At 39.9% G+C, this 26343-nt stretch carries 24 protein-coding genes; 3 read left to right on the top strand and 21 right to left on the bottom strand.

Going from position 1 to position 26343, the window contains the following annotated elements; translation table 11 throughout:
* From ACO6HM_RS11535 to ACO6HM_RS11525, 3 genes are all read right to left on the bottom strand, one after another.
* The coding region (locus ACO6HM_RS11535) for an iron chelate uptake ABC transporter family permease subunit (protein ID WP_485391183.1) at positions 1–484 on the bottom strand (484 nt) is incomplete at its 3' end.
* On the bottom strand, positions 481–1479 hold the full coding sequence (locus tag ACO6HM_RS11530; protein ID WP_485391182.1) for a FecCD family ABC transporter permease: 999 nt from the start codon (positions 1477–1479) through the stop codon (positions 481–483). The genes ACO6HM_RS11530 and ACO6HM_RS11535, both read right to left, overlap by 4 nt.
* A 19-nt stretch (positions 1480–1498) precedes the next feature.
* Positions 1499–2635 carry an iron-siderophore ABC transporter substrate-binding protein gene (locus tag ACO6HM_RS11525; protein ID WP_485391181.1) on the bottom strand — a complete coding sequence of 379 codons (1137 nt, stop codon included), beginning with the start codon at positions 2633–2635 and terminating at the stop codon, positions 1499–1501.
* 564 nt (positions 2636–3199) lie between these two features.
* On the opposite strand from ACO6HM_RS11525, the gene ACO6HM_RS11520 reads away from it, so the two are divergent.
* Positions 3200–4408, top strand: coding sequence for an EAL and HDOD domain-containing protein (locus ACO6HM_RS11520; protein WP_485391180.1), 1209 nt, complete (start codon positions 3200–3202; stop codon positions 4406–4408).
* Positions 4409–4594: 186 nt separating this feature from the next.
* Here the strand turns inward: ACO6HM_RS11520 and bcp are convergent, their stop codons facing one another.
* The 8 genes from bcp to gdhA all read right to left on the bottom strand — a co-directional run bounded on the left by bcp (position 4595) and on the right by gdhA (position 10922).
* Positions 4595–5047 carry a thioredoxin-dependent thiol peroxidase gene (bcp, locus tag ACO6HM_RS11515; RefSeq protein ID WP_485391179.1) on the bottom strand — a complete coding sequence of 151 codons (453 nt, stop codon included), beginning with the start codon at positions 5045–5047 and terminating at the stop codon, positions 4595–4597.
* Positions 5048–5064: 17 nt separating this feature from the next.
* Positions 5065–5259, bottom strand: a complete 195-nt coding sequence (locus ACO6HM_RS11510) for a (2Fe-2S)-binding protein (protein ID WP_485374522.1) — start codon at positions 5257–5259, stop codon at positions 5065–5067.
* A 194-nt stretch (positions 5260–5453) separates the two neighbouring features.
* Positions 5454–6635 (bottom strand): CapA family protein, encoded by a 1182-nt coding sequence (locus ACO6HM_RS11505; RefSeq protein WP_485391178.1) that lies wholly within the window; start codon positions 6633–6635, stop codon positions 5454–5456.
* Positions 6636–6751: 116 nt separating this feature from the next.
* Positions 6752–8194 carry a sucrose phosphorylase gene (gtfA, locus tag ACO6HM_RS11500; RefSeq protein ID WP_485374524.1) on the bottom strand — a complete coding sequence of 481 codons (1443 nt, stop codon included), beginning with the start codon at positions 8192–8194 and terminating at the stop codon, positions 6752–6754.
* 19 nt (positions 8195–8213) lie between these two features.
* Complete coding sequence (gene ybiA / locus ACO6HM_RS11495) at positions 8214–8699, bottom strand: riboflavin biosynthesis intermediates N-glycosidase (protein WP_485391177.1); 486 nt, start codon at positions 8697–8699, stop codon at positions 8214–8216.
* Positions 8696–9115, bottom strand: a complete 420-nt coding sequence (locus tag ACO6HM_RS11490; RefSeq protein WP_485391176.1) for a hypothetical protein — start codon at positions 9113–9115, stop codon at positions 8696–8698. Before ACO6HM_RS11490 ends, ybiA begins: the two co-directional genes overlap by 4 nt.
* Positions 9116–9137: 22 nt before the next feature.
* Complete coding sequence (locus tag ACO6HM_RS11485) at positions 9138–9446, bottom strand: DUF3990 domain-containing protein (RefSeq protein ID WP_485391175.1); 309 nt, start codon at positions 9444–9446, stop codon at positions 9138–9140.
* A gap of 141 nt (positions 9447–9587) precedes the next feature.
* The gene (gene gdhA, locus ACO6HM_RS11480; RefSeq protein WP_485391174.1) at positions 9588–10922 is read right to left on the bottom strand and encodes an NADP-specific glutamate dehydrogenase; all 1335 of its coding nucleotides are present in this window, start codon (positions 10920–10922) and stop codon (positions 9588–9590) included.
* A 289-nt stretch (positions 10923–11211) separates the two neighbouring features.
* Between gdhA and ACO6HM_RS11475 the strand changes: the two genes are divergently transcribed.
* Positions 11212–11406: a hypothetical protein gene (locus ACO6HM_RS11475; RefSeq protein WP_485391173.1), complete on the top strand. Its 195-nt coding sequence runs from the start codon at positions 11212–11214 to the stop codon at positions 11404–11406.
* Between the two features lie 44 nt (positions 11407–11450).
* On the opposite strand, the gene ACO6HM_RS11470 is transcribed toward ACO6HM_RS11475, so the two are convergent.
* The 8 genes from ACO6HM_RS11470 to ACO6HM_RS11435 form a co-directional block, all read right to left on the bottom strand.
* On the bottom strand, positions 11451–11696 hold the full coding sequence (locus ACO6HM_RS11470; protein WP_485391172.1) for a type II toxin-antitoxin system HicB family antitoxin: 246 nt from the start codon (positions 11694–11696) through the stop codon (positions 11451–11453).
* Between the two features lie 165 nt (positions 11697–11861).
* Positions 11862–12074: a hypothetical protein gene (locus tag ACO6HM_RS11465; RefSeq protein ID WP_485374529.1), complete on the bottom strand. Its 213-nt coding sequence runs from the start codon at positions 12072–12074 to the stop codon at positions 11862–11864.
* A complete protein-coding gene (locus tag ACO6HM_RS11460) occupies positions 12074–13630 on the bottom strand; it encodes an oligopeptide/dipeptide ABC transporter ATP-binding protein (RefSeq protein ID WP_485391171.1) in 1557 nt (518 codons plus the stop codon). The genes ACO6HM_RS11465 and ACO6HM_RS11460 overlap by 1 nt, the downstream gene beginning before the upstream one ends.
* Positions 13620–14624, bottom strand: coding sequence for an ABC transporter ATP-binding protein (locus ACO6HM_RS11455; protein WP_485391170.1), 1005 nt, complete (start codon positions 14622–14624; stop codon positions 13620–13622). Before ACO6HM_RS11455 ends, ACO6HM_RS11460 begins: the two co-directional genes overlap by 11 nt.
* Positions 14625–14633: 9 nt before the next feature.
* Positions 14634–16460, bottom strand: a complete 1827-nt coding sequence (locus tag ACO6HM_RS11450) for an ABC transporter permease subunit (RefSeq protein ID WP_485391169.1) — start codon at positions 16458–16460, stop codon at positions 14634–14636.
* A gap of 13 nt (positions 16461–16473) precedes the next feature.
* On the bottom strand, positions 16474–17460 hold the full coding sequence (locus ACO6HM_RS11445; protein ID WP_208428481.1) for an ABC transporter permease: 987 nt from the start codon (positions 17458–17460) through the stop codon (positions 16474–16476).
* 224 nt (positions 17461–17684) lie between these two features.
* The gene (locus tag ACO6HM_RS11440) at positions 17685–19598 is read right to left on the bottom strand and encodes an ABC transporter substrate-binding protein (protein WP_485391168.1); all 1914 of its coding nucleotides are present in this window, start codon (positions 19596–19598) and stop codon (positions 17685–17687) included.
* A 249-nt stretch (positions 19599–19847) separates the two neighbouring features.
* Positions 19848–21776, bottom strand: coding sequence for an ABC transporter substrate-binding protein (locus tag ACO6HM_RS11435; protein ID WP_485391167.1), 1929 nt, complete (start codon positions 21774–21776; stop codon positions 19848–19850).
* A 333-nt stretch (positions 21777–22109) separates the two neighbouring features.
* On the opposite strand from ACO6HM_RS11435, the gene ACO6HM_RS11430 reads away from it, so the two are divergent.
* The gene (locus tag ACO6HM_RS11430; RefSeq protein WP_485391166.1) at positions 22110–22724 is read left to right on the top strand and encodes a DUF1653 domain-containing protein; all 615 of its coding nucleotides are present in this window, start codon (positions 22110–22112) and stop codon (positions 22722–22724) included.
* Between the two features lie 99 nt (positions 22725–22823).
* Here the strand turns inward: ACO6HM_RS11430 and clpB are convergent, their stop codons facing one another.
* Both clpB and ACO6HM_RS11420 read right to left on the bottom strand, forming a co-directional pair.
* Positions 22824–25421 carry an ATP-dependent chaperone ClpB gene (clpB, locus tag ACO6HM_RS11425; RefSeq protein ID WP_485391165.1) on the bottom strand — a complete coding sequence of 866 codons (2598 nt, stop codon included), beginning with the start codon at positions 25419–25421 and terminating at the stop codon, positions 22824–22826.
* Positions 25422–25431: 10 nt separating this feature from the next.
* The gene (locus ACO6HM_RS11420) at positions 25432–26094 is read right to left on the bottom strand and encodes a hypothetical protein (RefSeq protein ID WP_485391164.1); all 663 of its coding nucleotides are present in this window, start codon (positions 26092–26094) and stop codon (positions 25432–25434) included.
* Between the last annotated feature and the right edge of the window lie 249 nt (positions 26095–26343).

The following is a 26343-nucleotide window of genomic DNA, read 5'->3' as shown; positions in this document are numbered from 1 at the left end:
TTCCTATACCTATAAGTATCATTCTTCCATAGGTAAAATGCCCTTTAATCACTGACAGTTTGTAAATAATTAAAGCAGTCGCAATACCAAATATCATCGCGAGCACGGACACTATGCTTCCCCTAAGTCCAAGCACCAGTATCAGAAAAACTGCTGCAGTGCTTGTTCCTGCGGATATACCTATTACATCAGGTGAGGCGAGTGGATTGTGTAACAATGTCTGAAATACATAGCCCGCCACTCCAAAGGCAAAACCTGAAAATACAGCTCCCATCATTCTCGGCAGCCTCACACTTTCTACTGCATAAGATACTCCTTCAATAGTTTCGCCAAGTAAAACCTTTATCACATCGCCTATGGGATAGGACACACTCCCCAAGCAAAGCTCACAGGCTGCTAGAATAAGAGTAAGGCTAAGAAGGACAAGTACAACAAGCCTCCATCTAAGAGTCCTTTTCTTATATCCTGCATTTAGCTCTGTCATAGACTCTTTACCCTCCCTTTCCTAATGGCCAGAATGAACACAGGTGCACCGATTACAGCAGTAACTATGCCTACTTCAGTCTCTCCCGGCAAGCTTATTACTCTTCCTATTATGTCTGAAATAAGCATGAGTATAGCTGAACCCAGAAAAGAAAGAGGCAGCATCTTACTCATTTCGCTTCCAAATATCAGTCTTATAATATGAGGTATGATAAGCCCTACAAAGCCTATTGGTCCTGCAAGTGCTGTAGTAGCACCGCATAATAGTACTGATGAAAGTGCTCCTATGGTTCTTGTCATCACTACATTAGTCCCAAGAGCAGTAGCGGCTTCATCTCCCAAAGCCAGATTATTCAAATACCCTGATATGAACATTGATATGATAAAACCCACTATTAAGAATGGACTAATGAGCGTAATATTTTCCCAGGTTGCACTTCCTATGCTCCCTACCTGCCAGAACCTGAAAGCTTCCATTACCCTGTTATTTGGCAGCATAATGGTGCTTACAAGTGAACCTAGGACTATGCTTACTGCTGAGCCTGAGAGTGCCAGTTTTAGCGGTGTAGCACCGTCTTTGCCCATGCTTGCTACACTGTATACAAAAACTGCAGTAACTCCTGCTCCTATTATGGCAAGCCATATATACTGATACGCAACTGTAATATTAAAAAATGCTATACCTGCAACCACGAAGAGTGAGGCCCCGGTATTTACACCAAGTATACTTGGATCAGCAATAGGATTCCTTGTTATGCTCTGCATAAGAGCCCCTGATATGCCAAGTGCTCCTCCTGCAAGTATGCCAAATACGGTTCTTGGAATTCTTTGTAATATTATAGCCGCCTCAAGGCTATCCGGATCATTTCCAAGGAGAACGTCTATAACCTTAGTAAATGCTATACTTTTAGCCCCCAGCGATATGGAAAATATTGCCATAATAGAAAGCAGGGCCAAGCATAAGATGATAGAAAATACAAACTTTTTCTTTCCCATGTTTACCCTGCCTTTTTATTTATTTAACTACTGCATTTATTGCTTCAAGATAGTTCACAAGCTCTGCCTTTATAGAAAGCACTGAAGGATTGCAGGACGCTGCAAGATTGCCGTTGCTGTCAAGCACCACTACCCTGCCCTCTTTGACTGCAGGAATCTTAGAGAAGATTGCGTCTTTTTTCAAGGCGGCAACTGTCTTATCGTCACCGTAAGTTATGATAATATCTGTATCACTTAGGGCATCAACTGCCAGTTCAGAAGATATCTGCACATAGAATGCATTTTTATCTTTTGCCTGTGCCTCTACCTTTTCAGGAAAAGTAAAGCCTAAGTCTGTAAGATAAGCTCCTCTTGGGTCAGCAGTCCTGTAAACTGAAAAGCTACTTAGGTCAGCTGCATTAATATAGCAGATTGCCGCACTCTTATTGGCGAGATTAGGATATTTTGCAAGGCTTTCTTTAATAAATGCCTCTGTATCGGCAACAAGTTTTTCTCCATCAGACTTCATCCCCAGTGCCTCTGCTGCCTCTACTGTCTGCTCCCTCCAGGTGGTCTTCCAAGCTGTTTCCTTAAAAGGAAGGGTTGGTGCTATCTCAGAAAGGCGCTTATAAGCCTTTTCATCCATTCCTGAGTAAGGAGCTACTATTATATCAGGCTTGGCCGCTGCCACAGCCTCATAGTCATAGCCTTCAAGGTCGTTAAACACATTGGGATTATCAGTTCCGAGCTCCTTAAATTTTGCCTCAGTCCAAGGTAAAAGTCCCTTATCAGTAACAGGTCCCCAGTTTGCCCTAGCTGTACCTACGGGAACAATTCCAAGAGCCAAAACTGCATCTGCATTGTTCCAGTCAAGTGTTACTACTCTTTCAGGTTTTGACTTAATTACAGTCTCCCCGTATGCATGCTTCATTGTTATAGGAAATGAAGCCATAGCTGTGGAACTTGATGAAGCACTGCCCGTAGAAGCGGAACTTGATGCGGTAGACGTTTTGTTGTCTTTAGCCTCAGTGGATGATGACTTTGCTGAGCTTGCCACGCTTGCTGTCTTTGACGCGGCAGAATTTGCACTTTCTCCATTCTTAGCTCCACAACCTGCAACTACGGCAACTGCAAGCGCCATTGGTATTACTGCACTTAATAGATTTTTAACTCTCATAACTTCCCTTTCTTCACACGTTTTACAGAGACTACAACAGTTATGCATTACCCTTCATAATTACAATTGCATATCTTTTGCACTTTTCTGTGTCTTATTATGCTATGCCTTAAATATAACAATTTAGTAAATAATAATCAATATCATTCTTGTACAAATTTTATATTTATTTTAGCTTCATTTAGTGCAATATTTAATAATCCCCCTCCACACCTTCACCATCTTATCAAACCTATCATAATTGTATATATTGGATACTGGTGCAGCATCATATTTATATTGTAATTCATCTATTTGCTGTAAATTCTTACGTAAATTTATATTATTTTTAATGATTCTTTGACTTAACAAATCTTAATAAAAATGTTATAATTAGATGGATAACTATAATTTGCCTAAAATATTTATGGATATTCATATTTTAGCTTTGTTATCCTTTTATCAAACTCACAAATTATGAGTATTGTTAATAATATCACAAAATCGCTTTCACTTTGTAAATGCCTTATTTGTGGTTTTATATTTGTTCTTTACTAAACTAAAACTTAAGGAAGGGATGCCTATATGTTTATTGCGAGACAGCCCATATTTGATAAGACCAAAGAAGTATATGGATATGAGCTGCTTTTTAGAGGCAGCAATACATCCAACGCTTACAACGGTACCAGTGCCGAAAGTTCGACTGCAGTTGTACTTGGAGGGCTTTTTGAGATTGGAGTAGATAAGATAGTTGGAGATAAAAAGGCCTTTGTCAATTTCAACTACAATTCACTTATGTCCAATTCCATTGAGCTGGTGGATCCTTCAACCCTTATCATAGAGGTTCTTGAAGATGTCGAAGTTGACGCAAGGCTTATGCGCCGTTTAGATAGTTTACATAAAGAAGGATATCGTATTGCCTTAGATGACTTTGTACAGAGCATCAAAGACTTTAAGATAGTTCCGATAGCTGATATCATCAAATATGACCTTATAGCTACACCTCTTGATACGATTCAGGATGAGGTAATGGAAGCACTCAGGCGTAAAAAGGTGCTTTTAGCTGAAAAGGTTGAAACTGAGGAAGAGTTCATAGCCGCCCGTAAAATGGGCTTCCAACTCTTTCAAGGTTACTTTTTTAGTAAGCCTGTTATAGTTGCGGGACTTAAGGGCAAGAAACCTGATATCACTATATACAGAAGGATACTTAATGAACTGCATCAGGAGGAGCCTTCTTTCCAGGGACTGGCTGAAATACTTGAAACTGACGTTTCAGTGGCATACAGACTGGTAAATGTAGTCAGCAAGAAGAATGAGCACGATATACAAAAAGGACTTAAGTCCGCACTTGTCAAGATGGGACTTACCGATTTTGAACGCTGGGTGCATATTATGATGCTACAGGATCTCTCTGTAAATAAGCCTCACGAGCTTATAAGGACCTCTCTTATACGTTCAAAGTTTGGCGAGCTGGTTGCCAATAATACCGGAAGCCTCTATACAAGGGCTTCTGAAGTATCGCTTATGTGTCTCTTTAGCGTACTTGATGCCATGCTTGATCTCACTATGGAAGAAGCTATGGCTGACTTGTCCATAAGCCGTGATATCAAGGATGCTCTTGTCAAACGAGAAGGCCCTCTTGAACCTGTTCTTGAACTGGCAGAAGCCTATGAGCAGGCTGACTGGGAGAAGTTAGACCGTATAGCATCTAAGCTGGGTATTGACGCGAACCGCCTTGGAGGCTGGTATATGGAGTCCATTGAATGGTCAGATAGAATCATGGAGGGCGTATAAGAAATTCCTGTTAAAATTATAATACATCTCCAGGAACAAAAGGAGTCAGGTACATTCCACCTGACTCCTTTTTTATGACTATATCACTGCCCTAATCTCTCGTATAATAAAACCTTTTCTACTGCTCTATCCTCGCAGCAGCTATAACTAAATCGTGTCTACTGCTCTATTTTCACAGCAAATTAACTATATTTCTCCAAGCATATTTTCAGGGTCTTTTTCAGCCTTCACCTTATCATTTGCCCTCACAATAATACCATCTTCATCTATGAGATAGGTAGTCCTTACAACTCCCATATACTCTCTTCCTGCCATCTTCTTTTTATGCCACACGTCATACGCCTTGATTGCAGTTAGCTCCTCATCAGAGAGAATGGTAAATGACAGTGAATTCTTTTCCTGAAATTTCTTGTGTGAAGCCACACTGTCTTTGCTTATTCCAATCACCTCTACACCTTTTTCAGTAAAAAGAGGATATCTCTCAGAATATCCACAGGCCTGCTTTGTACAGCCCGCTGTATTATCCTTTGGATAAAAATAAAGTATAAGCTTCTTTCCTTTGTACTCTGATAGTGAATGCATATTGCCATCCTGATCCGGCAAATTAAAATCCGGTGCCTTTGTTCCTACTTCTAACATAGTCCCTCCTATTCTGCTTATTCCTGATCCTCAGGAAACATAACCAAATCCCTTACAAAAACCTCAATGAACTCACGACATCCGCCACAGCCGGTGCTGCAGCCTGTTATCTCAGAAACCTCCTCGAAGGTCTTTGCTCCTCCATTTACGGCATCGATTATCTGTCCATAGGTTACATTTTCACAATTACAAGCTATTTTATCTCTTTTCATATTTTTTCCTTTTCTATTTTTATTTTGGTTACAAAAGTCAATGAATCCTATTGAAAGCAAGCCGAACTGAATTCACTGGTTTTAACTCCTAAACATTAAATCAAGTCTAACTTAGTCTAAATGGTTATCCTATTTTTTTCAAGTGTAAATGCAAATATCGTCATTTTTACCAGTAATATAGCCTTATAACGAAATCAATCCCAAAGCTTACCCCAAACTTCATTGCAGACCTTTTTACAGAAATTCAGTGAAAACATATTGTCCTGTGCCTTCATTACATTTTTCTTGGCAAGTTCTTCTGTATATTGGGTTAAAGGATATACACTGGAGCCAAATCTTGCTCCATTGTTATGCATGACAGTTGCCTTCACTCCGTATTTCGCTATCCTCACCTTATTATCAGTCCCTCTTTTAAGCTTAACTTTGGCTATTCCTCCTACATATCTGTCTCCAACCCTGCCATCAGACATGGTGCTGTTAACAAAGTTCCCAAGAGAATAGTACACAAGCATCTTATGTCCTGTTTTCTTATCTGTCACATATTTAATAGGCTCTATTACATGTGGGTGAGCGCCAAGCACAAGGTCAACTCCGTTTTCCACAAATATCTTGCTCCAGATCTTTTGATAATCTGAGATTCCTCTAAAGTACTCCGTCCCCCAGTGTTGGCATACTATAGTAAAGTCTGCCTCCTTTTCAGCCCTTTTTATATCATTTATTACCTCATCTTTTACAAGATAGTTGACTGCATAAGGCATATCCTTTGGAAGAGGGATTCCATTGGTTCCGTAGGTATAGTTTAGAATCGCAACCTTTATGCCGTTTTTCTTGTAAATGCAGAGCTTCTTTTTCTGAGCCTCAGAGGTATTTATACCAACAGTCTTTATCTTAGGATATTTTTTCCAGAAGTTAAGACAGTTGTATATTCCCTGCTTCCCCCTGTCAAGTGAGTGGTTGTTGCTTTGAAGAACTACATCAAAGCCTGCATTTGCAATGGCATCTCCCAGTTCATAAGGACCATTGAAGGTAGGATAGCCACTTACCCCAAGCTCTTTACCGCCAAGGATTGTTTCCTGATTGACTATGGCTAAATCTGCTTTTTTGATAATGGGCTTAATTAGCTTAAATATCGGATTGAAATCATAGCCTCCCTTTCCATCCTCCGACCAGTAAGCAAGCCGTGTGTGTAAAAGTACATCCCCCGCCATAACAAGGTCAAGCTCGTTTTCCTTACTTTTTTTCTTTGCTTCCTTAGCAGTTTCATTTTTAACTTCATTTTTAGCTTCATTATCTGCAAATGCCTTATATTGCGGTGTTATATTGACGGTAAATAAAACCAATGAAAGCCACAATGTTAATATTTTTTTAAGTTTCATAATCCCCCTTCTTTATATAGAAATTAAGATACAGCGTCAAAATAGGCTTCATTTTTACATATAAGCCCGTAAAAACTCTTGCCATTTTGACCACTGTATTATATTATTTTTTAAGATTAATTGCTAAAAATTTCTTCTCCATTTGAAAGTACCCTAAACTTCTTAGTCTTAAAATCAGCTATAAGTTCAGCCCTTTCTCCCTCAGCCTCTCTAATTATGTGAAGCTTATCCTCATCAGTATCAGGTATTTCAAACTTACCATCGAGGGCAAAGGCCTTAGAAGTATTTCTAAACTCCATAAGCTTAAGCAAATCTCTTACTACAGGGCGTTCTACCTCTTTGTCCACTTCCTCCAAGGTGTAATAATGCCTGTTGATGTTTCTACCTACTTTAGTTTCTTCAAGAAGCTTAAGGTCGTTCTTACCTGCAAGAAGTCCCACATAGTACACCTGAGGTATGCCCTTTGCAAAGAACTGTACTGCCCTTGCTAATAGGTAAGCATCATCATGGTCTCCGAGAGCCGCATAGTATGTACAGTTTACCTGATAGATATCAAGGTTGTTGTAAGCGGCTGTGTTGTATATCTTCTTAACATTTGCGCCAAACTTAAATATATCTTCCTTTGTTCTCTCAATCTCTTCATCAGGAAGCAGGTCCTTTACATCTACCACGCCTATGCCATCGTGTGTATCAAGGGTTGTAAACTGCTTGTTAGGGGATTTTAGCAGCCAGTCTTTAAGGTATTTTGTTTGACCATAGTAAATGGCATTTATAAGAAGCATAGGAAGGGCAAAGTCATACACAAAGTACCCTTTTTCTGCTATTTTAAAAGGAATGGTATAATGCTCGTGAATCTCAGGAAGAATGGTAACTCCTTCAGGTGTAAGCACATCAGTAACCTCAGCTAACAACTCCCATACGTAAGGCTCTACGAAGAAACAGCTTGTACCTGCCTTCTTTGTGGCATAGGCAAAGGCATCCAGCCTTATAATAGCTGCTCCTCTCTTTGCCATACCTGTCAGATTGTCAACAAGGAACTTTTTGGCAGTATCAGAAGGGCAGTTGATATCTATCTGCTCTTCGTCAAAGGTACACCATACCTTCTCTGTCGTTCCATCTTCAAAATGAGCCTCTACATAAGGCGCTCTTGGCTTTCTCTTGTAGATGGCATCTACCTCAGCTTCTGTAGGCTCTCCATTTTCCCAGAAATCCTTGTATCTGATAAACAGGTCCTTATATGGACTCTTATCCTTGTTTTTGAGAAAGTCCTTATAATAAGGGCTTTGCGCACTTATGTGGTTTAACATATAGTCAAACATAAGATAATACTTCTCAGAAAGCTTCGTAACATCATCCCAGCCGCCAAAGGCCTCATCCACCACATCGTATCTCATAGGTGCAAAGCCTCTGTCCCCTGATGATGGGAAAAAAGGCAGGATATGCACTCCTCCAACAGCCTTACTAAAATGCTTGTCAAGCACCCGAGATAGGTCCTTAAAGTTATTTCCCATGCAGTCAGCATAGGTGATGAGCATAATCTTGTTCTCAAGTTTCTTCATAAGCGCTTCTCCTTTGAATTTATAATTGATTTTTCAGCTTGTCCCTAACCATCATAAGTGCATATCCAAGATAGTTATGTCCCTGCCACTCTGAGGGTATAAATCTCCTTTGAACTGTCATAGAAAGTCCTATTCCCCAGATTCTATCTTTAACTGCACACTCTACCAATGTACAATCCTTTGTATCAAGTAATTTGCTTTTTAGAGAATCATTTTGAGAAAATTTAGCCATAAGCCCTTCGTATATTACTATCTGTCGTATTCCATTCCAAATATGATCATCATAGCCTGATACAAGCCTTCCTAGTTCCTTTATTCTAGCCACATCTCTTTCGGCTAAAATTTCTTTTGCTATTTTTTCATCACCAAAACATAGAGCTTTTTTATACATCATGTATTGCTCCATAGATGAAAATTCTATACCATCAATTCGAAAATCTGATAAATACCAATTACTCAGGAAACCATAATCTTCCGAAGGATTGTGAAAGCCAATAATCTTCATTGTACCTTTCCTACCTTTCTAACAGCAAGTTCCAAATCTAAATCATGTAAACTATAATATGATTTCTTCAAAAAATCTAATGGAATTTTTTTAATAATTTCGGCACTAGACAAGTCAAAGTACCATTGATAATATGCATAAAATTCGCCTATCCAATCAGGCATAAAACCTTTCATAGCCTTACCTGCTTTTAATACATACTTTTCATTCCTACAAAAGTACTCCCAAAGTTCTAATGCACTCATCGTGTTTACAAAAGCCTGTGACTCATCAATGCTCTTCCTAGTTTGACTAAGCATATAAGCTGTTATAAAATCTTCAGTATCTTTATCTTCAAATGACTGTGCAACAAAATCAAACAGCTTACCCTGATTCTCTACTACATCAGATAAATACAACTCTGAATATGCACTCATATAACACTCCTAAATTATATTACTAAAACCTTGCTGACAACATTCTATATCTTTTCGAGTCAGATGCAACTCTATGCTTCATAAGTTCAGCAAGCCATGTTAAAATATCATATTCCTGAAAATTAAAAATTCTCAATCCTGTACAGTCGAGTTCATATTTGTGTAGCCAACCATTATCGCTATCAGGTCTACAAACCGCCCATTCTTTTGCAAGTTCAATATTTTCGGTGAGATAAAAACCACGTCCATAGTCATGTCTATCTTCACCTTTGCCAAATATTGGTGTAAACTGCTTTTCAGATGAGCCGTGATATAATATTATTTTCTCCATATTTATCACACTTTCATAATAATTTAATCACTTCAATTATAAGCTATTTTCGGATTTCAGACAAGCCAAAAAGAAAAAGACCGTCTCCACCCCCTTCTTGAGGATTTAGACAGTCTTATTTCAAGGATTTAAATCATTACTTTATACAATCCCATGTGCAAGCATAGCATCGCAAACCTTCATAAAGCCTGCGATATTGGCTCCTGCTACATAGTCGCCTTCCTTACCGTATGCCTTTGCTGCAGCGTCTAGGTTACGGAAGATATTTACCATGATGTTCTTTAACTTAGCATCTACTTCCTCAAATGTCCAGCTAAGGCGCTCTGAGTTCTGGCTCATTTCAAGAGCTGAAGTTGCTACTCCGCCTGCATTGGCAGCTTTTCCAGGGAGGAAATATACACCATTCTTTTGGAGATACTCTGTAGCCTCTAAGGTAGTAGGCATGTTTGCACCCTCGCAAACTGCGAAGCAGCCATTTGCCACAAGAGCCTTAGCATCTTCAAGGTCAAGTTCATTCTGGGTTGCACAAGGAAGAGCGATATCGCACTTCACGCTCCATACACCCTTTCCTTCGTGGTACTCTGCATTAGGCCTAGCCTTTACATACTCTGTGAGTCTTGCTCTCTTAACTTCCTTTACATCCTGAAGCACTGCTACATCTATTCCATCAGGATCATATACCCAGCCTGTGGAGTCACAAGCGGTTACCGGCTTAGCACCAAGGGCTATAGCCTTCTCTATAGCATAGATAGCTACATTTCCTGAGCCTGACACTACAACTGTCTTACCCTCAAGGCTCTTTCCATTTGCCTTAAGCATCTCATCAGTTATGTATACAAGACCGTAGCCTGTAGCCTCTTTTCTTGCAAGAGAGCCGCCGTAGCTAAGTCCCTTACCTGTGAGTACACCTTCATAAAGTCCGGTAATCCTCTTATACTGGCCGTACATATAGCCTATTTCCCTTGCACCTACACCTATATCTCCTGCAGGTACATCCTCATCAGCACCTATGTACTTATACAGCTCGGTAATGAAGCTCTTACAGAAAGCCATTATCTCTCTATCACTTTTTCCCTTAGGATCAAAGTCAGAACCGCCCTTACCGCCTCCGATTGGAAGTCCGGTAAGTGAATTCTTAAAGCACTGCTCAAAGCCTAAGAACTTGATTATACTCTGGTTTACTGAAGGGTGAAGTCTAAGTCCTCCCTTGTATGGTCCTATAGCGTTATTAAACTGTACTCTAAAGCCTCTGTTTACCTGAGCCTGTCCCTTATCATCTACCCAAGGAACCCTAAAGCTGATTATTCTGTCAGGCTCTGTCATCCTCTCAAGTATAGCATCTCTTCTATACTTTTCTTCCTCTTTTTCAATCACAGGCCTAAGAGATTCAAGCACCTCTGTAACTGCCTGTATGAATTCAGGCTCATGAGAGTTTTTTTCCTTAACCTTTGCAAGTACCTCATCAACGTATGACATAATAATTCTCCCTTCTGATGTAAAATTTTGTTCTTTATTAATTGGGAATAAAATCTGCTATCAGTATAATTGTCTTAGGTTACACTGTCAACAGTTATTTGTATATTTGTATACAATTATACAGCATACCAGCTATAACTGTAGATTATTACCACAGAGATATTATACAACTTAGAATTTTTTTGTTTTAACCTTTTACATATTACATAATATATGGTATTATATAGTTGTAGCCCATAATAGAAGCCCTAAAAGAAAAATAAAAAAATCAATAGAGGAGGATTAGAAGATGGCAGAGAATACAAAAGAATTTAATCAGATAGAATATCAAAATAAATACATCAAAGAAAAATATGACAGAGTGGGGCTGACAATGCCCAAAGGAAAGAAAGAAGTAATAAAAGAAAGAGCTCTTGAGGAAGGCATTAGTATAAATGAATATATAAATGCTCTTATTGACAGAGATATACAATCAAAACAGTAGGACAATAACATCCTTAATTTTTTAATATTTCTCTTACTTTCTTTTTATATTCTACCACTATATTTTTCTGTTTTCTCTGGTACAGGTTTCTTTAGACCATTCTCAAGCTTAACTTCTATATATCCCTCCATGGCTTCATTGAGCCCTTCGTATAATTCCTCTAGTGAATCTCCTGTACTTTGGCAGCCATCAAGTTCCAGTATCCTGCCATAAAAATAATGCCCACTTTCATCGTTGACTTCCTGTACCAATCTGGTATAGGGAAGTTTCATATAATCCTTTACATTCATTTCACTATTCTCCTGTTCTATTTAAAATATCTACAATATATGCCTTCTTTAATGGACTTTCCTGTTTTATTGTTGTTATTGTTTATGAACAATAGTACTATATTTGGTACTAATAATCAATATTAAAAAAACCCACCTCAAAATATGAGGCGGGCCTTCTATACTTTATAAAGTTATTAAGAACATAAGAAGTCCTATGATAAGAAACAAAGGTCCAAATACTATAAGAGCGGAAATTATCATAGCCAGTATATCCTTGAACTCCAGCTTTTCCCTCTCCTTAAACTCCTTAATGTCTTCCTCAGTTTCTTCACCCTTCCTGTCACCAAGAAACCTAAGCGTGTCATAACTTCTATCAAGCTTTTTATGAAAAAACATTACTTCTTCTCTCCGTAAATACCGAGCTTATGATGGCAGGCAACTCTGTGACCTGGGGCAACCTCCTCAAATACAGGGGTTACATGCTTACATATCTCTGTACAGTAGCGGCATCTTGTATGGAACTTACATCCCTTTGGTGGATTTATAGGACTTGGAATATCTCCCTCTATGAGAATAGTCTCCTTCTTGTCCTTATCTATATCAGTTGTAGGTATTGCAGAAAGCAATGCCTCAGTATATGGGTGGCTTGGATGAGCGTAAAGCTCCTCTGTATCCGCCTCCTCAACCATACTTCCAAGGTACATAACACCTACTCTGTCACTGATGTACTTAATTACACTAAGGTCGTGTGAAATAAAGAGATAGGTAAGATTACTCTTCTCTTTAAGGTCAATGAGAAGATTGATGACCTGTGACTGAATAGACACATCAAGAGCCGAAACCGCCTCATCACATACTACGAACTTAGGACGGAGTGCAAGTGAACGGGCAATACCGATACGCTGGCGCTGTCCACCTGAGAACTGGTGAGGATATCTGTGGATGAAATATGGTGCAAGTCCACACTCTTCCATAACCTTAAGTATGTACTCCTGCATACTCTCATCATTTTCAGTGAAAATGTTGTGAGCAAGAAGACCCTCACCAATAATCTGACCAACTGTCATTCTCGGATTAAGCGATGAGTAAGGGTCCTGGAATATGAGCTGAAGGTCTCTTCTAAGGCCTCTTATCTCATGGTCTTTAAGCTTCGCAAGGTTGATGCCGCCGTCTCTGTAGGCTTCATGCTTTGCAAAGTCAGGATCCTTGCTGATTGCCTGACGCTTCTCATCAAGGGTTTTACGAAGTTTTGCAAGCTCCTGCTCCTCTGCAGTTCTTACTTCACGTAACTTATCAATCTTATTTCTAAGAGCTTCCTTAGGCTTTTTGTCATACAGCTTCTGGAAGAGTTCCTCCTTTTCCTTTGAATCAAAGATAGCAGCTGCATGGCTGTGTTCTTTAAGAAGGAGGCCGGCTATCTCTGTAAGGTCATCAAGAACAAAGAAACCACCTATAAGTTCAACTATAGTAAGATAAGCCTCCTTAGTCTTTCTTACAGCTTCATTATATTTTTCTATAGCAGCAAAGTTCTCTTTATCAACATTAGATTCTTCGCTGTTATTTGATTTTTCTAACTGCGCAGTTGCCTCTTCATAAGCCTTCTTTGCTGCGTTCTCATCAGCTACAAGCTTTTCCCACTCCTTTTTAAGTGCAGGGATTTTCTTCAATGTCTCAGCTACATAGCTAGGTGCAAGGTCATCAATGTTCCTTCCATAGTACATAGTACGGCCTGCAGTCTGCTTATAAAGCTGTAAAAGAACACGCCCGAGAGTAGACTTACCACAGCCTGACTCTCCAACGAGGCCATAGGTTTCACCTTCCCTTATATCTATGGAGATACCATCATTAGCCTTTACATAGCGCTGCTTCTCTCCAAAGTTCTTCTTGATTGGGAAATACTGCTTAAGGTCTTCTATGTGAAGTAATACGTTCTTTTCGTTATTATTTTCCATTTTTTCTTGCCCCCTTTTCAGGATAGAAACACCTTACCTGATGTCCAGGCTCAACTTCTGTAAGCGCAGGCTCTTCATTCAGGCATTTCTCCGTACAATACTTACAACGTGGGGCAAACTTACATCCCTTAGGAAGATCAAGCGGATGCGGAACTGCACCCGGTATAGCCTCAAGTCTCACACCCGAAGGGGTATCAAGCCTTGGTATAGAATTCATAAGTCCTTCTGTATATGGATGATTATAATCATCCATACCAAATATGGTTCTTGAAGGAGCCATCTCAACTACCTGTCCACAGTACATAACTGCAACATCATCAGCCATCTCATTGATTACTCCAAGGTCGTGGGTAATAAAGAGGATTGAAGTACCACGCTCATTCTTAAGTTCATTCATAAGCTTGAGTATCTGTGCCTGAATGGTAACATCAAGCGCAGTTGTAGGCTCATCTGCGATAAGGAGCTTTGGCTGACAGGCAAGAGCCATAGCTATCATAACTCTCTGACGCATTCCACCGGAGAGCTGATGAGGATATTGCTTTGCCACGGCCTCAGGATTAGGAATCTTTACCGCACTAAGCATCTCGACAACCTTTGCATTGGCTGCCTTTTTTCTCATTCCCTGATGAATGATAAAAGGCTCCGCAACCTGTCTTTCTATAGTAAATATAGGGTTAAGGCTTGTCATTGGCTCCTGGAAGATAACGGATATATCATTTCCTCTTATCTTAGACATATCCTTAATGGATACCTCTGACAAATCCTTACCATCAAATATAATCTTACCTCCGGCAATCTTACCGTTGCCGTCAAGGAGCTTAAGGATACTCATGGCAGACACACTCTTGCCACTTCCACTCTCTCCTACTACTCCCAAGGTCTTACCTGCCTGAACATGGTAGGTAACACCGTTTACAGCCTTAACTATACCCTTCTTGGTAGTAAAGAAGGTTTTTAAGTCCTGTAGTTCAAGTAAATACTTGTTTTCTTCCACCTTTTTTACCTACCTTTCATTAGACTTAGGATCAATAGCATCTCTTAAACCATCACCTACAAGGTTAATACAGATACAACATACACCGAGTAAGATAGAAGGGAATACCCATCTCCACCAGTAACTCTTAATAACCACTGAATTGATAGCACCGTTAAGCATATTACCCCAGGTAGGTCTTGGAAGTGCAACACCAAAGCCCAGGAATGAAAGTGAAGACTCCGTAAGCATACAGGTTGCAAAGTCAAGAGTTGCAGTAACTATAATAACTGAGATTACATTAGGAATTATATGCTTAAATACAATCGTAAGCTCTTTGATACCCATGGCTCTCGCTGCGGTAACAAATTCCTGCTCACGCTCTGCTAGCACCTGTGCTCTTACAAGTCTTGCAAGACTTGTCCAGGAAAGCACACCAAGGATAACCATTATCATAAATATTCTGGCACTCTCAGGAAGCTTACCTCCTACTATAGATGAGAGAATCATCGCAAAAGGAAGGAAAGGAATGGATGAAACCATTTCAGTAAGTCTCTGAAGCAGTAGGTCAACGGTTCCACCAAAGAAGCCTGATATACCACCTACAATTACACCAATGATTACGGAAATGATAACTGCAACCGCACCCATGGTCATCGTCATTCTACCACCGTTTACTATACGGTTAAGCAAGTCTCTTCCAAGTTCATCAGTACCTAAGAGGTATCCCTTAAGACCGAAAGTAGTTACCTTGCCGTCCTTTGTAAGAACGTAGTTCTGATAATATCCTGAAAATAACTGTGTAACGTTTTTGATAGAAGGCGCATTTGCCTGACCGAAGTTATTCTTACCCCAGGCAATAACCGAGCCATCTTCTAAAACTGCAGTATAGTGGTAGCGACCACCCTGTAATGAAGCAATCTTTGATTTAGTCTCAGGAACTTTGTCTTCACCATTCTTTAAGTTGCCCCAAACCACAACCTTACCATCTTCTTTAAGCGCAGCTGCAGTAAAGCCTGAAGCAGCTATATCCTTAACTCCACCATTCTTTACCTCATCAGGTATTTTGGAAACTGACGAATCATTTGAGCCAAGGTAAACAACCTCGCCTGCCTTAGTAAGACCTATGAGTGCATCTGAAGTGAATGCAAGTTTTGCAAGGTTACCCTGATATTTACGCCTAATCTTTGCATCATTAACTGAGGTATTACCAAAGAGGAAGGCGTTACCATTATCCTTTAGGACACCTGTTATCTGGTAACCTGCTGTTATCTGAACGATTTTACCACTGTCATTTTTGATATCGGGATTAACCTTAGTCTGATTAAGTCTTGGGTTACCCCATGCAACGAGCTGGTCATCATCTGTAAGTGCAACTATGTGGTCTACACCCGCTGCTACCTTAACAAACTTCTTGCCCTTTACCTCCTTAGGGAAGGTAGAGAGGTTAATAGTAGGGAGAACCTGTGTCTTACCCCACACATAAAGACCGCCTGTCTTGCTTACGCCTGCCGAGAAACTTGATCCGATTGCTATGTCAGAAACCTTTCCCTGAAGGCCCTTAGGCACGCTCATCATATCAAGACCCGGTGCAAGATTTATCTGTGTACTTTCCTCATAAGAGAGGTCCTGTATAAAGAAAAGCGGACCTATGAGTACGAAAGCGAATATACATAGGAATACAATGAGTCCACCCATAGAGAGCTTATTTGAAACGAAATTCTTAATAATCGTCCTTCCAGGCGACTGCATCTGTTCTTCCTTAAAAATATCTACATCTTTTTCTTCAATGCCATTTCTTGGCATGAACAGCCTCGCAAGCAAGGAGGCGCGTTTTTTCTTATTGTTATCTGACATGTTCTCCTCCTTACTATTTTGTTATTCTTACACGTGGATCAACTATACCATAACTAAGGTCAATAATAAGGTTACCAACCAGTGATACCACAATATAGAACATCTGAACACCCATCGCAAGATTATAATCAAGTCCGTTAAGCGCCTTAAGATATATACGTCCCATACCATTAAGTGCAAATATAGACTCAGTAATAATGGAGCCTGAGAATATACCTATAAACCAGCTTATGATAAGTGTTATGATAGGAAGGAGCGCATTTCTCCAAGCGTGTGAGTAGATAACAACTCTTTCACGAAGTCCCTTCGCTCTTGCAGTTCTTATATAATCCATACGAAGCGCATCTATCATAGCGGCTCTTACATATCTTGTCATACCACCAAGGGAAGCAAGCGTAAGTACCATAGTAGGAAGTACCATATATTTAACTCTATCAAGGAAGAGTACCATAGCACCACCCTTGATATTCGGCGTGTTCATACCCGAAACCGGGAACCACCGAAGCTGCACCGCAAACACATAGATAATAATAAGTGCAAAAATGAATACCGGCAAGCTATAGCCTATGATAGTAAGGACTTGCACCACCGTATCGAATTTCGAGAATTTCTTCACCGCACAGTATATACCTAGCGGTATCGTTATGCCAAGCGCAAAAAACGTTACCAAGAGATTCAGAAAGATGGTATTCTTCATCGGCTCAGTTATTACATCAGTAACCGGCTTTTTATATATGATCGAATCACCGAACTGAAGAGTAACAACCGACTTAATCCACTTTCCGTATCTTACCGGTGCCGGATCATCAAGCCCCATCTGCTTTCGCATGTTTTGGTACACCTTCTCAAACTGTTCCGGTTTGAGCTTGTCTCTCTGACTTGATACCTGCATCATTGCCGGATCTCCCGGGATTGCATTATACAGAGCAAAAATTAATACCGACATGGTAAAAAATACAAACACCATGTACAGCAGACGCTTTGTAATATACTTTAGCATACTTCTTACCTGCTTTCATTTAATGTTTTTCTGTGCACCGCATATAGGACGGTTCCCATCCTCAGTGCGGTAAACAGAAAGCGTACTCTAGTATACAATAATACACGCTATTTTGCAAGTATTATAATAGGAAATAAGTCCGGGAAATTTTCTTCCCGGACTTGAATTTCCAGCTGTTTATCAGCATTTTGCATAAATATACAGATTAGGAATTTTGATTTTTTTTATTCCTGTACCCAGCAATAATTAATCTGTGAGGTGATATCCCAGATAGCATCCTTAATTCCATCATAACCCTTTAACTTTTTGTTAAAGAAGTCATGGTACTGATTTGAGTATAGTGGAAGGTCAGGTAGGAGTTCATTCCATTTCTGCTGGAATTTTACGTATCTGTCCAGGTACTCTTTTTCATTGGATGGGTCAACAACATTCAAGTTCTTGGCAAGCTTTGCAAGCTCTTTATCAGCAATCCTGTTTGAATTCTGTGGATTACCTATAGCATAAGAGAATTCAGGATTGTAAATGGCACTGAAGCCAACACCCATGTTGTACATGTTATAGTCATTTTTCTTTGTCTGACCATAGTTCTCTATAAGCTCGTTAAATGTAACTACGTTCTGCTTTATCTCCATACCCGCTTTCTTTACATCTTCACTGTTAGCAAGCTTGGTTGCAAGAAGGTCAGATACAGGGTTATTCTCTGATGAACACCAGTTAATGATAAGAGGCATAAGCTTACCATCATCAAGCTTCTTATAACGAAGTCCGCTCTTGTATGGCTTTCCGTCCTTATCAAGTGTAAATCCAGCCTTTTCAAGCTCTGCTATAGCATTGTCAAGTGAGAAGCTATACTGGTTTAGAGCACCTATCTCATCTTCTCTCTCTTCAACCATCCACTGAGCAAGTCCGTAGTTACCGTTAACTACAGAACCATGTCCGCCTGTAAATGTCTTGGCAAATTCATTTCTATCAAGAAGATAACCTATAGCGTGGCGAACCTCTACAAACTGAGTAGGTCCTCTGTCACATACAAATACGAGCTTACCATAGCCGTTACGAGGATATTCTACATAGCCGTGGGTTCCCTTATCTACAAGGTCCATACCTGAGTTAATCTCAGTTCCCTCACCAAGGTGAAGAAGGATATCAACACCGCCTGTATTAAGCTCATCCATCTGAGTCTCAGGCTGTACGAACTTATAGATGATTGTGTCTATATAAGGCTTCTGTCCTTCATAGTTACCAACATAATTAGGATTCTTTACAAGTGTATAAGTATTAGATGTCTCATCATACTTTTCCTTCATGTAAGGTCCTGAATACGCTGTAAGATTCAGACGATACTTGTTTACATATTTATCAAGGTCTTTTGCCTTGAGGTCCTTTGAAAAATAAGCACCTTTGCCATCATCCTTTATGTCATAGCCTTCAGGAAGCCAACCCTTAATATATGAAGGCTTTACCGCTGCCAAAGCATCCTGATAGTAGTTAGGTAGGTAATCCTTTGATATGGTTACAGAAAACTCATAATCTCCCAAAAGTCTGAAGCCCTTAAATACCTTGGTCTTACCGGCATTGAAGTCAGCAAAGCCATCGAAGTAAGAACCTGATGTATTATCTGTAGCTCCCATTTCTACTATAACAGGTGATGAGAAGAAAAGAGTCCAAAATGCATAGTCTTTAGCTGTGATAGGGTCTCCGTTACTCCACTTCATGCCTTCCTGAAGCTTAAAAGTAGTGGTAATGGTTCCGTCATCATTCTTAGTATCATTCTTCTCTTTGACTACATTTGGATTGACTACATATTTTCCATCTTTATCAATCTCGATTGTATCGGCGCCAAATGTCATATTGTATACAGCATAATCTGACGAGTTGTTTGACCAGTATGGATAAATATCACCATTTGACTGTGTACCATCACCGATTATAAGCTGTCCGCCACTAACAGGTGTAGCCGCTGCTGAAGAGCTGCCTGACGCTGTACTTGACGCAGATGAAGTTGCAGTAGAGCTGGCTGTACTTGCACTTCCTGATGTAGTTGTACTCTCAGTAGAAGTAGTATTGCCACCACAGGCAGTAAGTGAAACTGCCATAACACCTGCAAGAAGTGCACTTAATAGTTTTCTTTTTTTCATACTTAGAACCTCCCCTTTTTTTATTCATTATACAATAACCGTATTCAAACACTATTGTTTGATTATCACTCTTGTATAATGGTTTCGTTTATTATATTACCTAGGAAAGACAGTTGTCAAGTGCATACGAACAGTTATCTCATATTGTCATATCAGCTATATATATTTTTATATAACAAGTTATCACGTTAAAGTGATGATAAAATATAGCCGGACTCCAATAGGAGTCCGGCCACCATATATTTTAGATTATTCCTGAACCCAGCAGTAATTAAGCTGAGAAGTGATATCCCAGATAGCATCCTTGATTCCCTCATAACCTTTTAACTTCTTATTAAAGAAATCGTAATACTGGTTAGAGTAAAGAGGAATATCAGGGAGCTGATCGTTCCATCTCTTCTGGAAGGCTACAAACTTGTCAAGATATTCATCTTCCTTAGAAGGATCTACAAGGTTGAGATCTTTTGCAAGCTTAGCAAGTTCATCATCAGAGATTTTATTCTTATTTGCAGGACCACCAACCTTATATGCCTGCTCTGGCTCATAAAGAACATTGAATCCTATACCAAGGTTGTACATATTGTAGTCGTTTGGCTTTGACTGCTCATAGTTCTGGATAAGCTCATTAAACGTAACAACTGTCTGCTTAATCTCCATACCTGCTTTCTTTACATCCTCGCTGTTGGCAAGTTTGGTTGCAAGAAGGTCTGATACAGGGTTGTTCTCTGATGAGCACCACTTGATGGTAAGAGGCATAAGCTTGCCATCATCAAGCTTCTTATAACGAAGTCCGCTCTTGTATGGCTTTCCATCCTTACCAAGGGTAAATCCGGCCTTTTCAAGCTCTGCGACAGCCTTCTCTACTGAGAAGCTATACTGGTTAAGCTTACCTATCTCATCTTCTCTTTCTTCTACCATCCACTGAGCTGTACCATAGTAGCCGTTAACTACGCTGCCGTGTCCGCCTGTAAATGTCTTAGCAAATTCATTTCTGTCAAGGAGATAAGCAACGGCACGACGAACCTCTGCATACTGTGTAGGACCTCTATCACATACGAATAAGATTCTTCCATATCCATTACGTGGATAATCTACATAGCTGTGAGTTCCCTTGTCTACAAGATCCATACCTGAGTTAATCTCGTTTGCCTCACCCATTTTTACAAGAATGTCAACGCTTCCTGTATTAAGCTCATCCATCTGAGTCTCAGGCTGAACGAACTTATATATAACTGTATCGATGTGTGGCTTCTGTCCTTCATAGTTACCCTTGTAGTAAGGATTCTTTACAAGAGTGTATGTATTAGAAGTCTCATCATATTTTTCCTTCATATAAGGACCTGAATAAACTTTCAAATCCATACGGTATGCATTAACCTGTTTGTTAAGCTTCTTAGCATCTAAGTCCTTTGTAAAGTAAGCACCCTTACCATCATCTTTTATATCATATCCAGGAAGCCATCCCTTCATATAACCGGCACTTGAAGCTGTAAGAGCATCCTGATAATAGTTTGGAAGGTATTCCTTATTGATGGTTACTGAGAATTCATAATCTCCTAAGAGTCTAACACCCTTAAACACCTTAGTCTTTCCTGCATTAAAATCAGCAAATCCTACTAACTTAGAACCTTCAGTATTGTCTGAAGCTCCCATCTCTACAAGCTGTGGTGAAGAGAAGAAAAGGAATCTGAATACATAGTCCTTAGCTGTGATACCTTCACCATTGCTCCACTTAAGGTCTTCCTGAAGCTTATATGTAGTTGTAATAGTACCATCATCATTCTTCTTATCGGTCTTTTCTTTAACTACCTGTGGATCTACTACGAACTTACCATTCTTATCTACAACTATAGTGTCATATCCTGATGTAAGTTTGTAAACACTGTTATCTGATACATTATTTGACCAGTACGGATAAATATCACCGTTTGACTGTGTCTGGTCACCGATAATAAGCTGTCCACCGTCTACAGGTGTTTCTGTAGCAGATGAGGTGCTTCCTGATGCTGTGCTTGTGCTTCCTGATGCTGTGCTTGTGCTTCCTGATGCTACACTTGCTGTGCTTCCCGATGCTGCGCTTGTGCTTCCCTCAGTCGAAGCAGAGTTACTGCCACAAGCTGTAAGTGTTACTGCCATAACACCGGCAAGAAGAGCGCTTAAAAGCTTTTTCTTTTTCATTTTCTTAATTCCTCCTTTATATTTGCAAAACAAAGGCAATTAATGGTTACCCTTGTAAAACAGTGCTGCATTATTATATGCTAACACAAAGACAACTGTCAAGCCCGCTTAAAAGTTTAGTGTGTATATATTTTCATAATTATTTGTTATATTAATTATAAATAACGATTAAACGCCACTTGGGGGAGCATTTTCACTCAAAGGGCTGGACTTTACCTTGACAGGCATGATACAATTTTAGAGTATTAACATAAAACCTACTGTATACGGGTATTATAGATAGCCAAATGCTTATAATACCTGCATCAATCTACGATTATAAGGAGCATTGTAATGGATAATACTACAAGATTTATACCTAAGCCTTTTGAAGTATATAGGCATTTTAAGGGAAATTTTTATCAGATATTAAATATAGCAACACATACTGAAACCAAGGAGGAGCTGGTTATATATCAGGCGCTATACGGTGATTTTGGTATATATGCAAGACCGCTCTCTATGTTCTTAAGCAGGGTAGACCATGAAAAATATCCTCAAGTAAAGGAAAGGTATAGATTCACTAAGGTAACTTTGGTAAATACTCAGGCTTCCGGTACAGTTCTTCGTACAGCAACCTCTGAAGCAAGCCCTAAGTATTCTGCCGGATCTGACGGGGCTAGCGCTTCAAAGGCTGAGTCAACCAATGCTTCAAATACATATACAGATGAAGATTCAAAAAAGAGGGCTGAAACTCTTTTTATGGAGTTTCTTGATGAGGATGATTTCAATAGAAAAAGAAATATATTAAAAGCCATATCAGGTATAGCTACTAATTCTATGATTAACAATATGGCAGCTTCCCTTGACCTCGTTGTAACCGGGGAATCCAGGGATAGAGACATCAAGATGATAGATGATTATATAAGGGCGAGGATACATTTTGACGGTGTAAGGCTAAGAGACTAGGTCATCTAAGGATTATTGCTAATGCTTAAGTTTTAAAATTACGGTGGCTCCCATACTGTGTAACATCAGTATGGGAGCCACCTTTGCTATTTATTTTAATTATTCACTAACCGTAAGTTTTCCGTCTGCTGCATCCACTTTAAGCACACTTCCCGCAGGAATATCTTTCTTAATTATCTCTTTAGCAATCAAGGTCTCAACCTCTGACTGGATAAGTCTCTTAAGAGGTCTTGCACCGTAGTTAGGATCATAACCTTTTTCAATGATATAATCCTTGGCTGCTTCACTTACTTCAAGACTAAGATTCTTTCCGCTAAGTCTATACTTTAAGTCCTTAAGCATAAGGTCAACTATCTTGCCGATATTTTCCTTCTGTAAAGGCTTGTAGAATACAATCTCGTCAAGCCTGTTAAGGAACTCAGGCCTAAAGCTTGCTTTAAGAAGGTCATTTACACTGTCGATGGCTTCTTTTGAAATCTCACCATTATCCTGAATTCCATCAAGTATCTGCATAGAGCCTAGGTTTGACGTAAGGATAATGATTGTGTTCTTAAAGTCAACAGTCCTACCCTGCGAGTCGGTCACACGACCGTCATCAAGTACCTGCAAAAGTACATTGAATACGTCAGGATGAGCTTTTTCTATCTCATCAAAAAGCACTACAGAATAAGGCTTTCTTCTAACCGCCTCAGTAAGCTGTCCGCCCTCTTCGTAGCCAACATATCCCGGAGGCGCTCCTATCAGCCTGCTCACGGAGTATTTCTCCATGTATTCACTCATATCTATTCTTACAAGGTTCTTCTCATCATCAAAAAGTGACTGTGCAAGTGCCTTTGCAAGCTCTGTCTTACCAACACCTGTAGGTCCTAAGAAGAGGAAGGAGCCAACCGGCTTGTCAGGATCTTTGATACCTGCCCTTGAACGTAGGATTGCCTCTGATACCTTGGTTACAGCCTCGTCCTGTCCGATAACTCTCTCATGGAGTATGCCTTCCATATTGAGGAGTTTCTCTCTTTCACCCTGCATAAGCCTTGTGATAGGAATTCCTGTCCAACGTCCTACTATTCTTGATATCTCTTCCTCGCCAACATGGTCACGCAGAAGGCTGCTTGAAGAATTGCTGCTTTCCTCAGCAAGTTTCTCCTGCTTTTCAAGTTCTGCCTTAAGGTTAGGAAGCCTTCCGTATTTAAGTTCTGCAGCCTTATTGAGATCATACTCTCTCTCTGCCTTTTCAATGAGAGCATTTACCTCGCCGATTTCCTCACGAAGCTTCTGAACCTTCTCTATGCTGTTCTTTTCATTCTCCCACTTTGCTTTCATTTCGTTAAATTTCTCACGAAGGTCAGCAAGTTCCTTTCTGATATCCTCAAGATGGGCCTGACTAAGCTTGTCATCCTCCTTCTTAAGTGCAGCCTCTTCTATCTCAAGCTGCATTATTTTTCTTGATATGTCATCCATCTCAGCAGGCATGGAATCCATCTCAGTCCTGATAAGTGCACAAGCCTCATCTACAAGGTCTATAGCCTTGTCAGGAAGGAACCTGTCTGAGATATATCTATGTGAAAGGGTAGCTGCGGCTATTAGGGCAGCATCCTGAATCTTAACGCCGTGGAAAACCTCGTATCTCTCCTTAAGTCCTCTTAGTATAGAGATAGTATCTGCAACTGTAGGTTCATCTACTATTACAGGCTGGAATCTTCTCTCAAGGGCTGCATCCTTTTCGATGTATTCCCTGTATTCATCAAGGGTTGTAGCACCTATACAATGCAGTTCACCTCTTGCAAGCATTGGCTTTAAGAGGTTGCCCGCATCCATAGCTCCGTCTGTCTTGCCGGCACCAACTATGGTGTGAAGCTCATCTATGAATAAGATAATCTCGCCTTCTGACTTCTTTATCTCGTTAAGTACAGCCTTGAGCCTCTCTTCGAACTCGCCCCTGTACTTTGCACCAGCCACAAGAGCACCCAGGTCAAGGGAGAATATCTTCCTGTCCTTAAGTCCCTGTGGAACGTCGCCCTTTACTATTCTAAGCGCAAGTCCTTCTGCTATAGCAGTCTTACCAACACCCGGCTCACCAATCAGTACAGGGTTATTCTTTCTCTTTCTTGAGAGAATCTGAATCACATTTCTGATTTCATCATCCCTGCCTATTACAGGGTCTAGCTTATTATTTCTGGCAAGCTCTACCAGATCCTGTCCGTATTTTTCAAGAACATTGTATGTATCTTCAGGATTCTGATTTGTAACTCTCTGATTACCGCGTACATCCATAAGTACTTTATAAAACTCCTTCTCTGTAATATTAAACGTCTTAAATAACTCCCTAAGCTTGCTGTCAGGCTTTCTAAGGAGACCAATCATAATGTGCTCAACGGATGTGTATTCATCCTTCATCTTGATTGCCTGTGCCTCAGCTTCATTAAGGGCTTGGTTTGTCTCGTTGGAAATATAGATTTCACCTGTCACATCACCTGTTACCTTAGGCAATGCATCAATTATATGTCTGGTCTCTGCTACAAGATTAGGGAGAGATTTGCCCATCTTGGTCATAAGCTCGCCTATGAGTCCCGCCTCTCCGGTAAGCAAAGCCAGTAATATGTGCGACTCTTCTATATAGGAATTGTAGTTATCCTTCGCCAGGTTTCTGGCAGCTTCAAGAGCCTCCACAGATTTAGCTGTAAGTTTTGAAGTGTTCATATTACCTCCTTTATACTATATTCACGCCGCTTTTAAGGTAATCCTCATAAGAAGCATGAATCATTTTTTCTATTAATTCTTCATTGTTTATGTGCTCAAAATAAAATTTGATGCACTTGTCAAGCACTTTGATGTACTCTCCTATTGCAGCAGCTATTTCATTTTCACTAAGCTCGTTTTCATCAGACACCTTAAGAAAGCCTCTTATATACTTTGCATTATCAAATTCTGATGGCACCCCTTCGGGATGAAGCTCACTTAGGTATCTTTTCTCCATATCTATCCACCTAGTGAAAAAATCCTCAACCGCATCTGTAAAATTCCTGCTACTGGTTCTAAACGAAACCTTAAGCCTTCCTACTATGTCCTTTGGCTCTCTAAAAAGCTCTATAGTGTAATTCACCATAGGACGGTACTTATATCTGATAGGGCTTCTTAAGGCAAACATAGAATCAGAGGAGCGGTCAAGTATCTGGTAACAACTCTCCGAAAGTATGCCTTCAAGCTGAGTAAATATATCCTTCATCCTCATTTCGGGAGTAATGTAATTAACATTCTCTGCAAGTATCTGGTTAATAAGATTGGAGCGGTTAGTATTCCTCTCATAAGCCAGTCTGTCTATAGCCTCAACCACATCATCCATAAGCACCAGACTATATACACTCTTTTTCAAATCATCATCTCCTGTCTAAGCAACTCTTCGATATAAGCTTGTCTTTTATTTCAAGTCATTTCTTATATCTGAAAAAGATAATAACACACTTTAAATAATTTGTCAAGCGTTTTATATAAATTTTTTTACAAATTATTTTAATGCAGAGCGAATTATGTTTTAAGCCTGTATAATCGTAGTGGAAGCCACTACAGACTTAAGCTGTAGTGGCTCGTATAAAAAAGGAGCAGCTTTAGCCACTCCTCTGAA

This window comes from Catonella sp., from assembly GCF_057250765.1.
This window is presented reverse-complemented; position numbering and strand designations above follow the sequence as displayed.

Bases quoted from the DNA above. Each gene is read 5' to 3' on its own strand.
- ACO6HM_RS11505 (WP_485391178.1), bottom strand. From the start codon at position 6,635: ATGAAACTTAAAAAAATATTAACATTGTGGCTTTCATTGGTTTTATTT.
- ACO6HM_RS11485 (WP_485391175.1), bottom strand. From the start codon at position 9,446: ATGGAGAAAATAATATTATATCACGGCTCATCTGAAAAGCAGTTTACA.
- ACO6HM_RS11520 (WP_485391180.1), top strand. From the start codon at position 3,200: ATGTTTATTGCGAGACAGCCCATATTTGATAAGACCAAAGAAGTATAT.
- ybiA (WP_485391177.1), bottom strand. From the start codon at position 8,699: ATGAAGATTATTGGCTTTCACAATCCTTCGGAAGATTATGGTTTCCTG.
- ACO6HM_RS11465 (WP_485374529.1), bottom strand. From the start codon at position 12,074: ATGTTTTTTCATAAAAAGCTTGATAGAAGTTATGACACGCTTAGGTTT.
- ACO6HM_RS11430 (WP_485391166.1), top strand. From the start codon at position 22,110: ATGGATAATACTACAAGATTTATACCTAAGCCTTTTGAAGTATATAGG.
- ACO6HM_RS11450 (WP_485391169.1), bottom strand. From the start codon at position 16,460: ATGTCAGATAACAATAAGAAAAAACGCGCCTCCTTGCTTGCGAGGCTG.
- ACO6HM_RS11440 (WP_485391168.1), bottom strand. From the start codon at position 19,598: ATGAAAAAAAGAAAACTATTAAGTGCACTTCTTGCAGGTGTTATGGCA.
- ACO6HM_RS11510 (WP_485374522.1), bottom strand. From the start codon at position 5,259: ATGAAAAGAGATAAAATAGCTTGTAATTGTGAAAATGTAACCTATGGA.
- ACO6HM_RS11525 (WP_485391181.1), bottom strand. From the start codon at position 2,635: ATGAGAGTTAAAAATCTATTAAGTGCAGTAATACCAATGGCGCTTGCA.
- ACO6HM_RS11435 (WP_485391167.1), bottom strand. From the start codon at position 21,776: ATGAAAAAGAAAAAGCTTTTAAGCGCTCTTCTTGCCGGTGTTATGGCA.
- ACO6HM_RS11475 (WP_485391173.1), top strand. From the start codon at position 11,212: ATGGCAGAGAATACAAAAGAATTTAATCAGATAGAATATCAAAATAAA.
- ACO6HM_RS11460 (WP_485391171.1), bottom strand. From the start codon at position 13,630: ATGGAAAATAATAACGAAAAGAACGTATTACTTCACATAGAAGACCTT.
- ACO6HM_RS11530 (WP_485391182.1), bottom strand. From the start codon at position 1,479: ATGGGAAAGAAAAAGTTTGTATTTTCTATCATCTTATGCTTGGCCCTG.
- gtfA (WP_485374524.1), bottom strand. From the start codon at position 8,194: ATGAAGAAACTTGAGAACAAGATTATGCTCATCACCTATGCTGACTGC.
- bcp (WP_485391179.1), bottom strand. From the start codon at position 5,047: ATGTTAGAAGTAGGAACAAAGGCACCGGATTTTAATTTGCCGGATCAG.
- ACO6HM_RS11445 (WP_208428481.1), bottom strand. From the start codon at position 17,460: ATGCTAAAGTATATTACAAAGCGTCTGCTGTACATGGTGTTTGTATTT.
- ACO6HM_RS11470 (WP_485391172.1), bottom strand. From the start codon at position 11,696: ATGAATGTAAAGGATTATATGAAACTTCCCTATACCAGATTGGTACAG.
- clpB (WP_485391165.1), bottom strand. From the start codon at position 25,421: ATGAACACTTCAAAACTTACAGCTAAATCTGTGGAGGCTCTTGAAGCT.
- ACO6HM_RS11490 (WP_485391176.1), bottom strand. From the start codon at position 9,115: ATGAGTGCATATTCAGAGTTGTATTTATCTGATGTAGTAGAGAATCAG.
- gdhA (WP_485391174.1), bottom strand. From the start codon at position 10,922: ATGTCATACGTTGATGAGGTACTTGCAAAGGTTAAGGAAAAAAACTCT.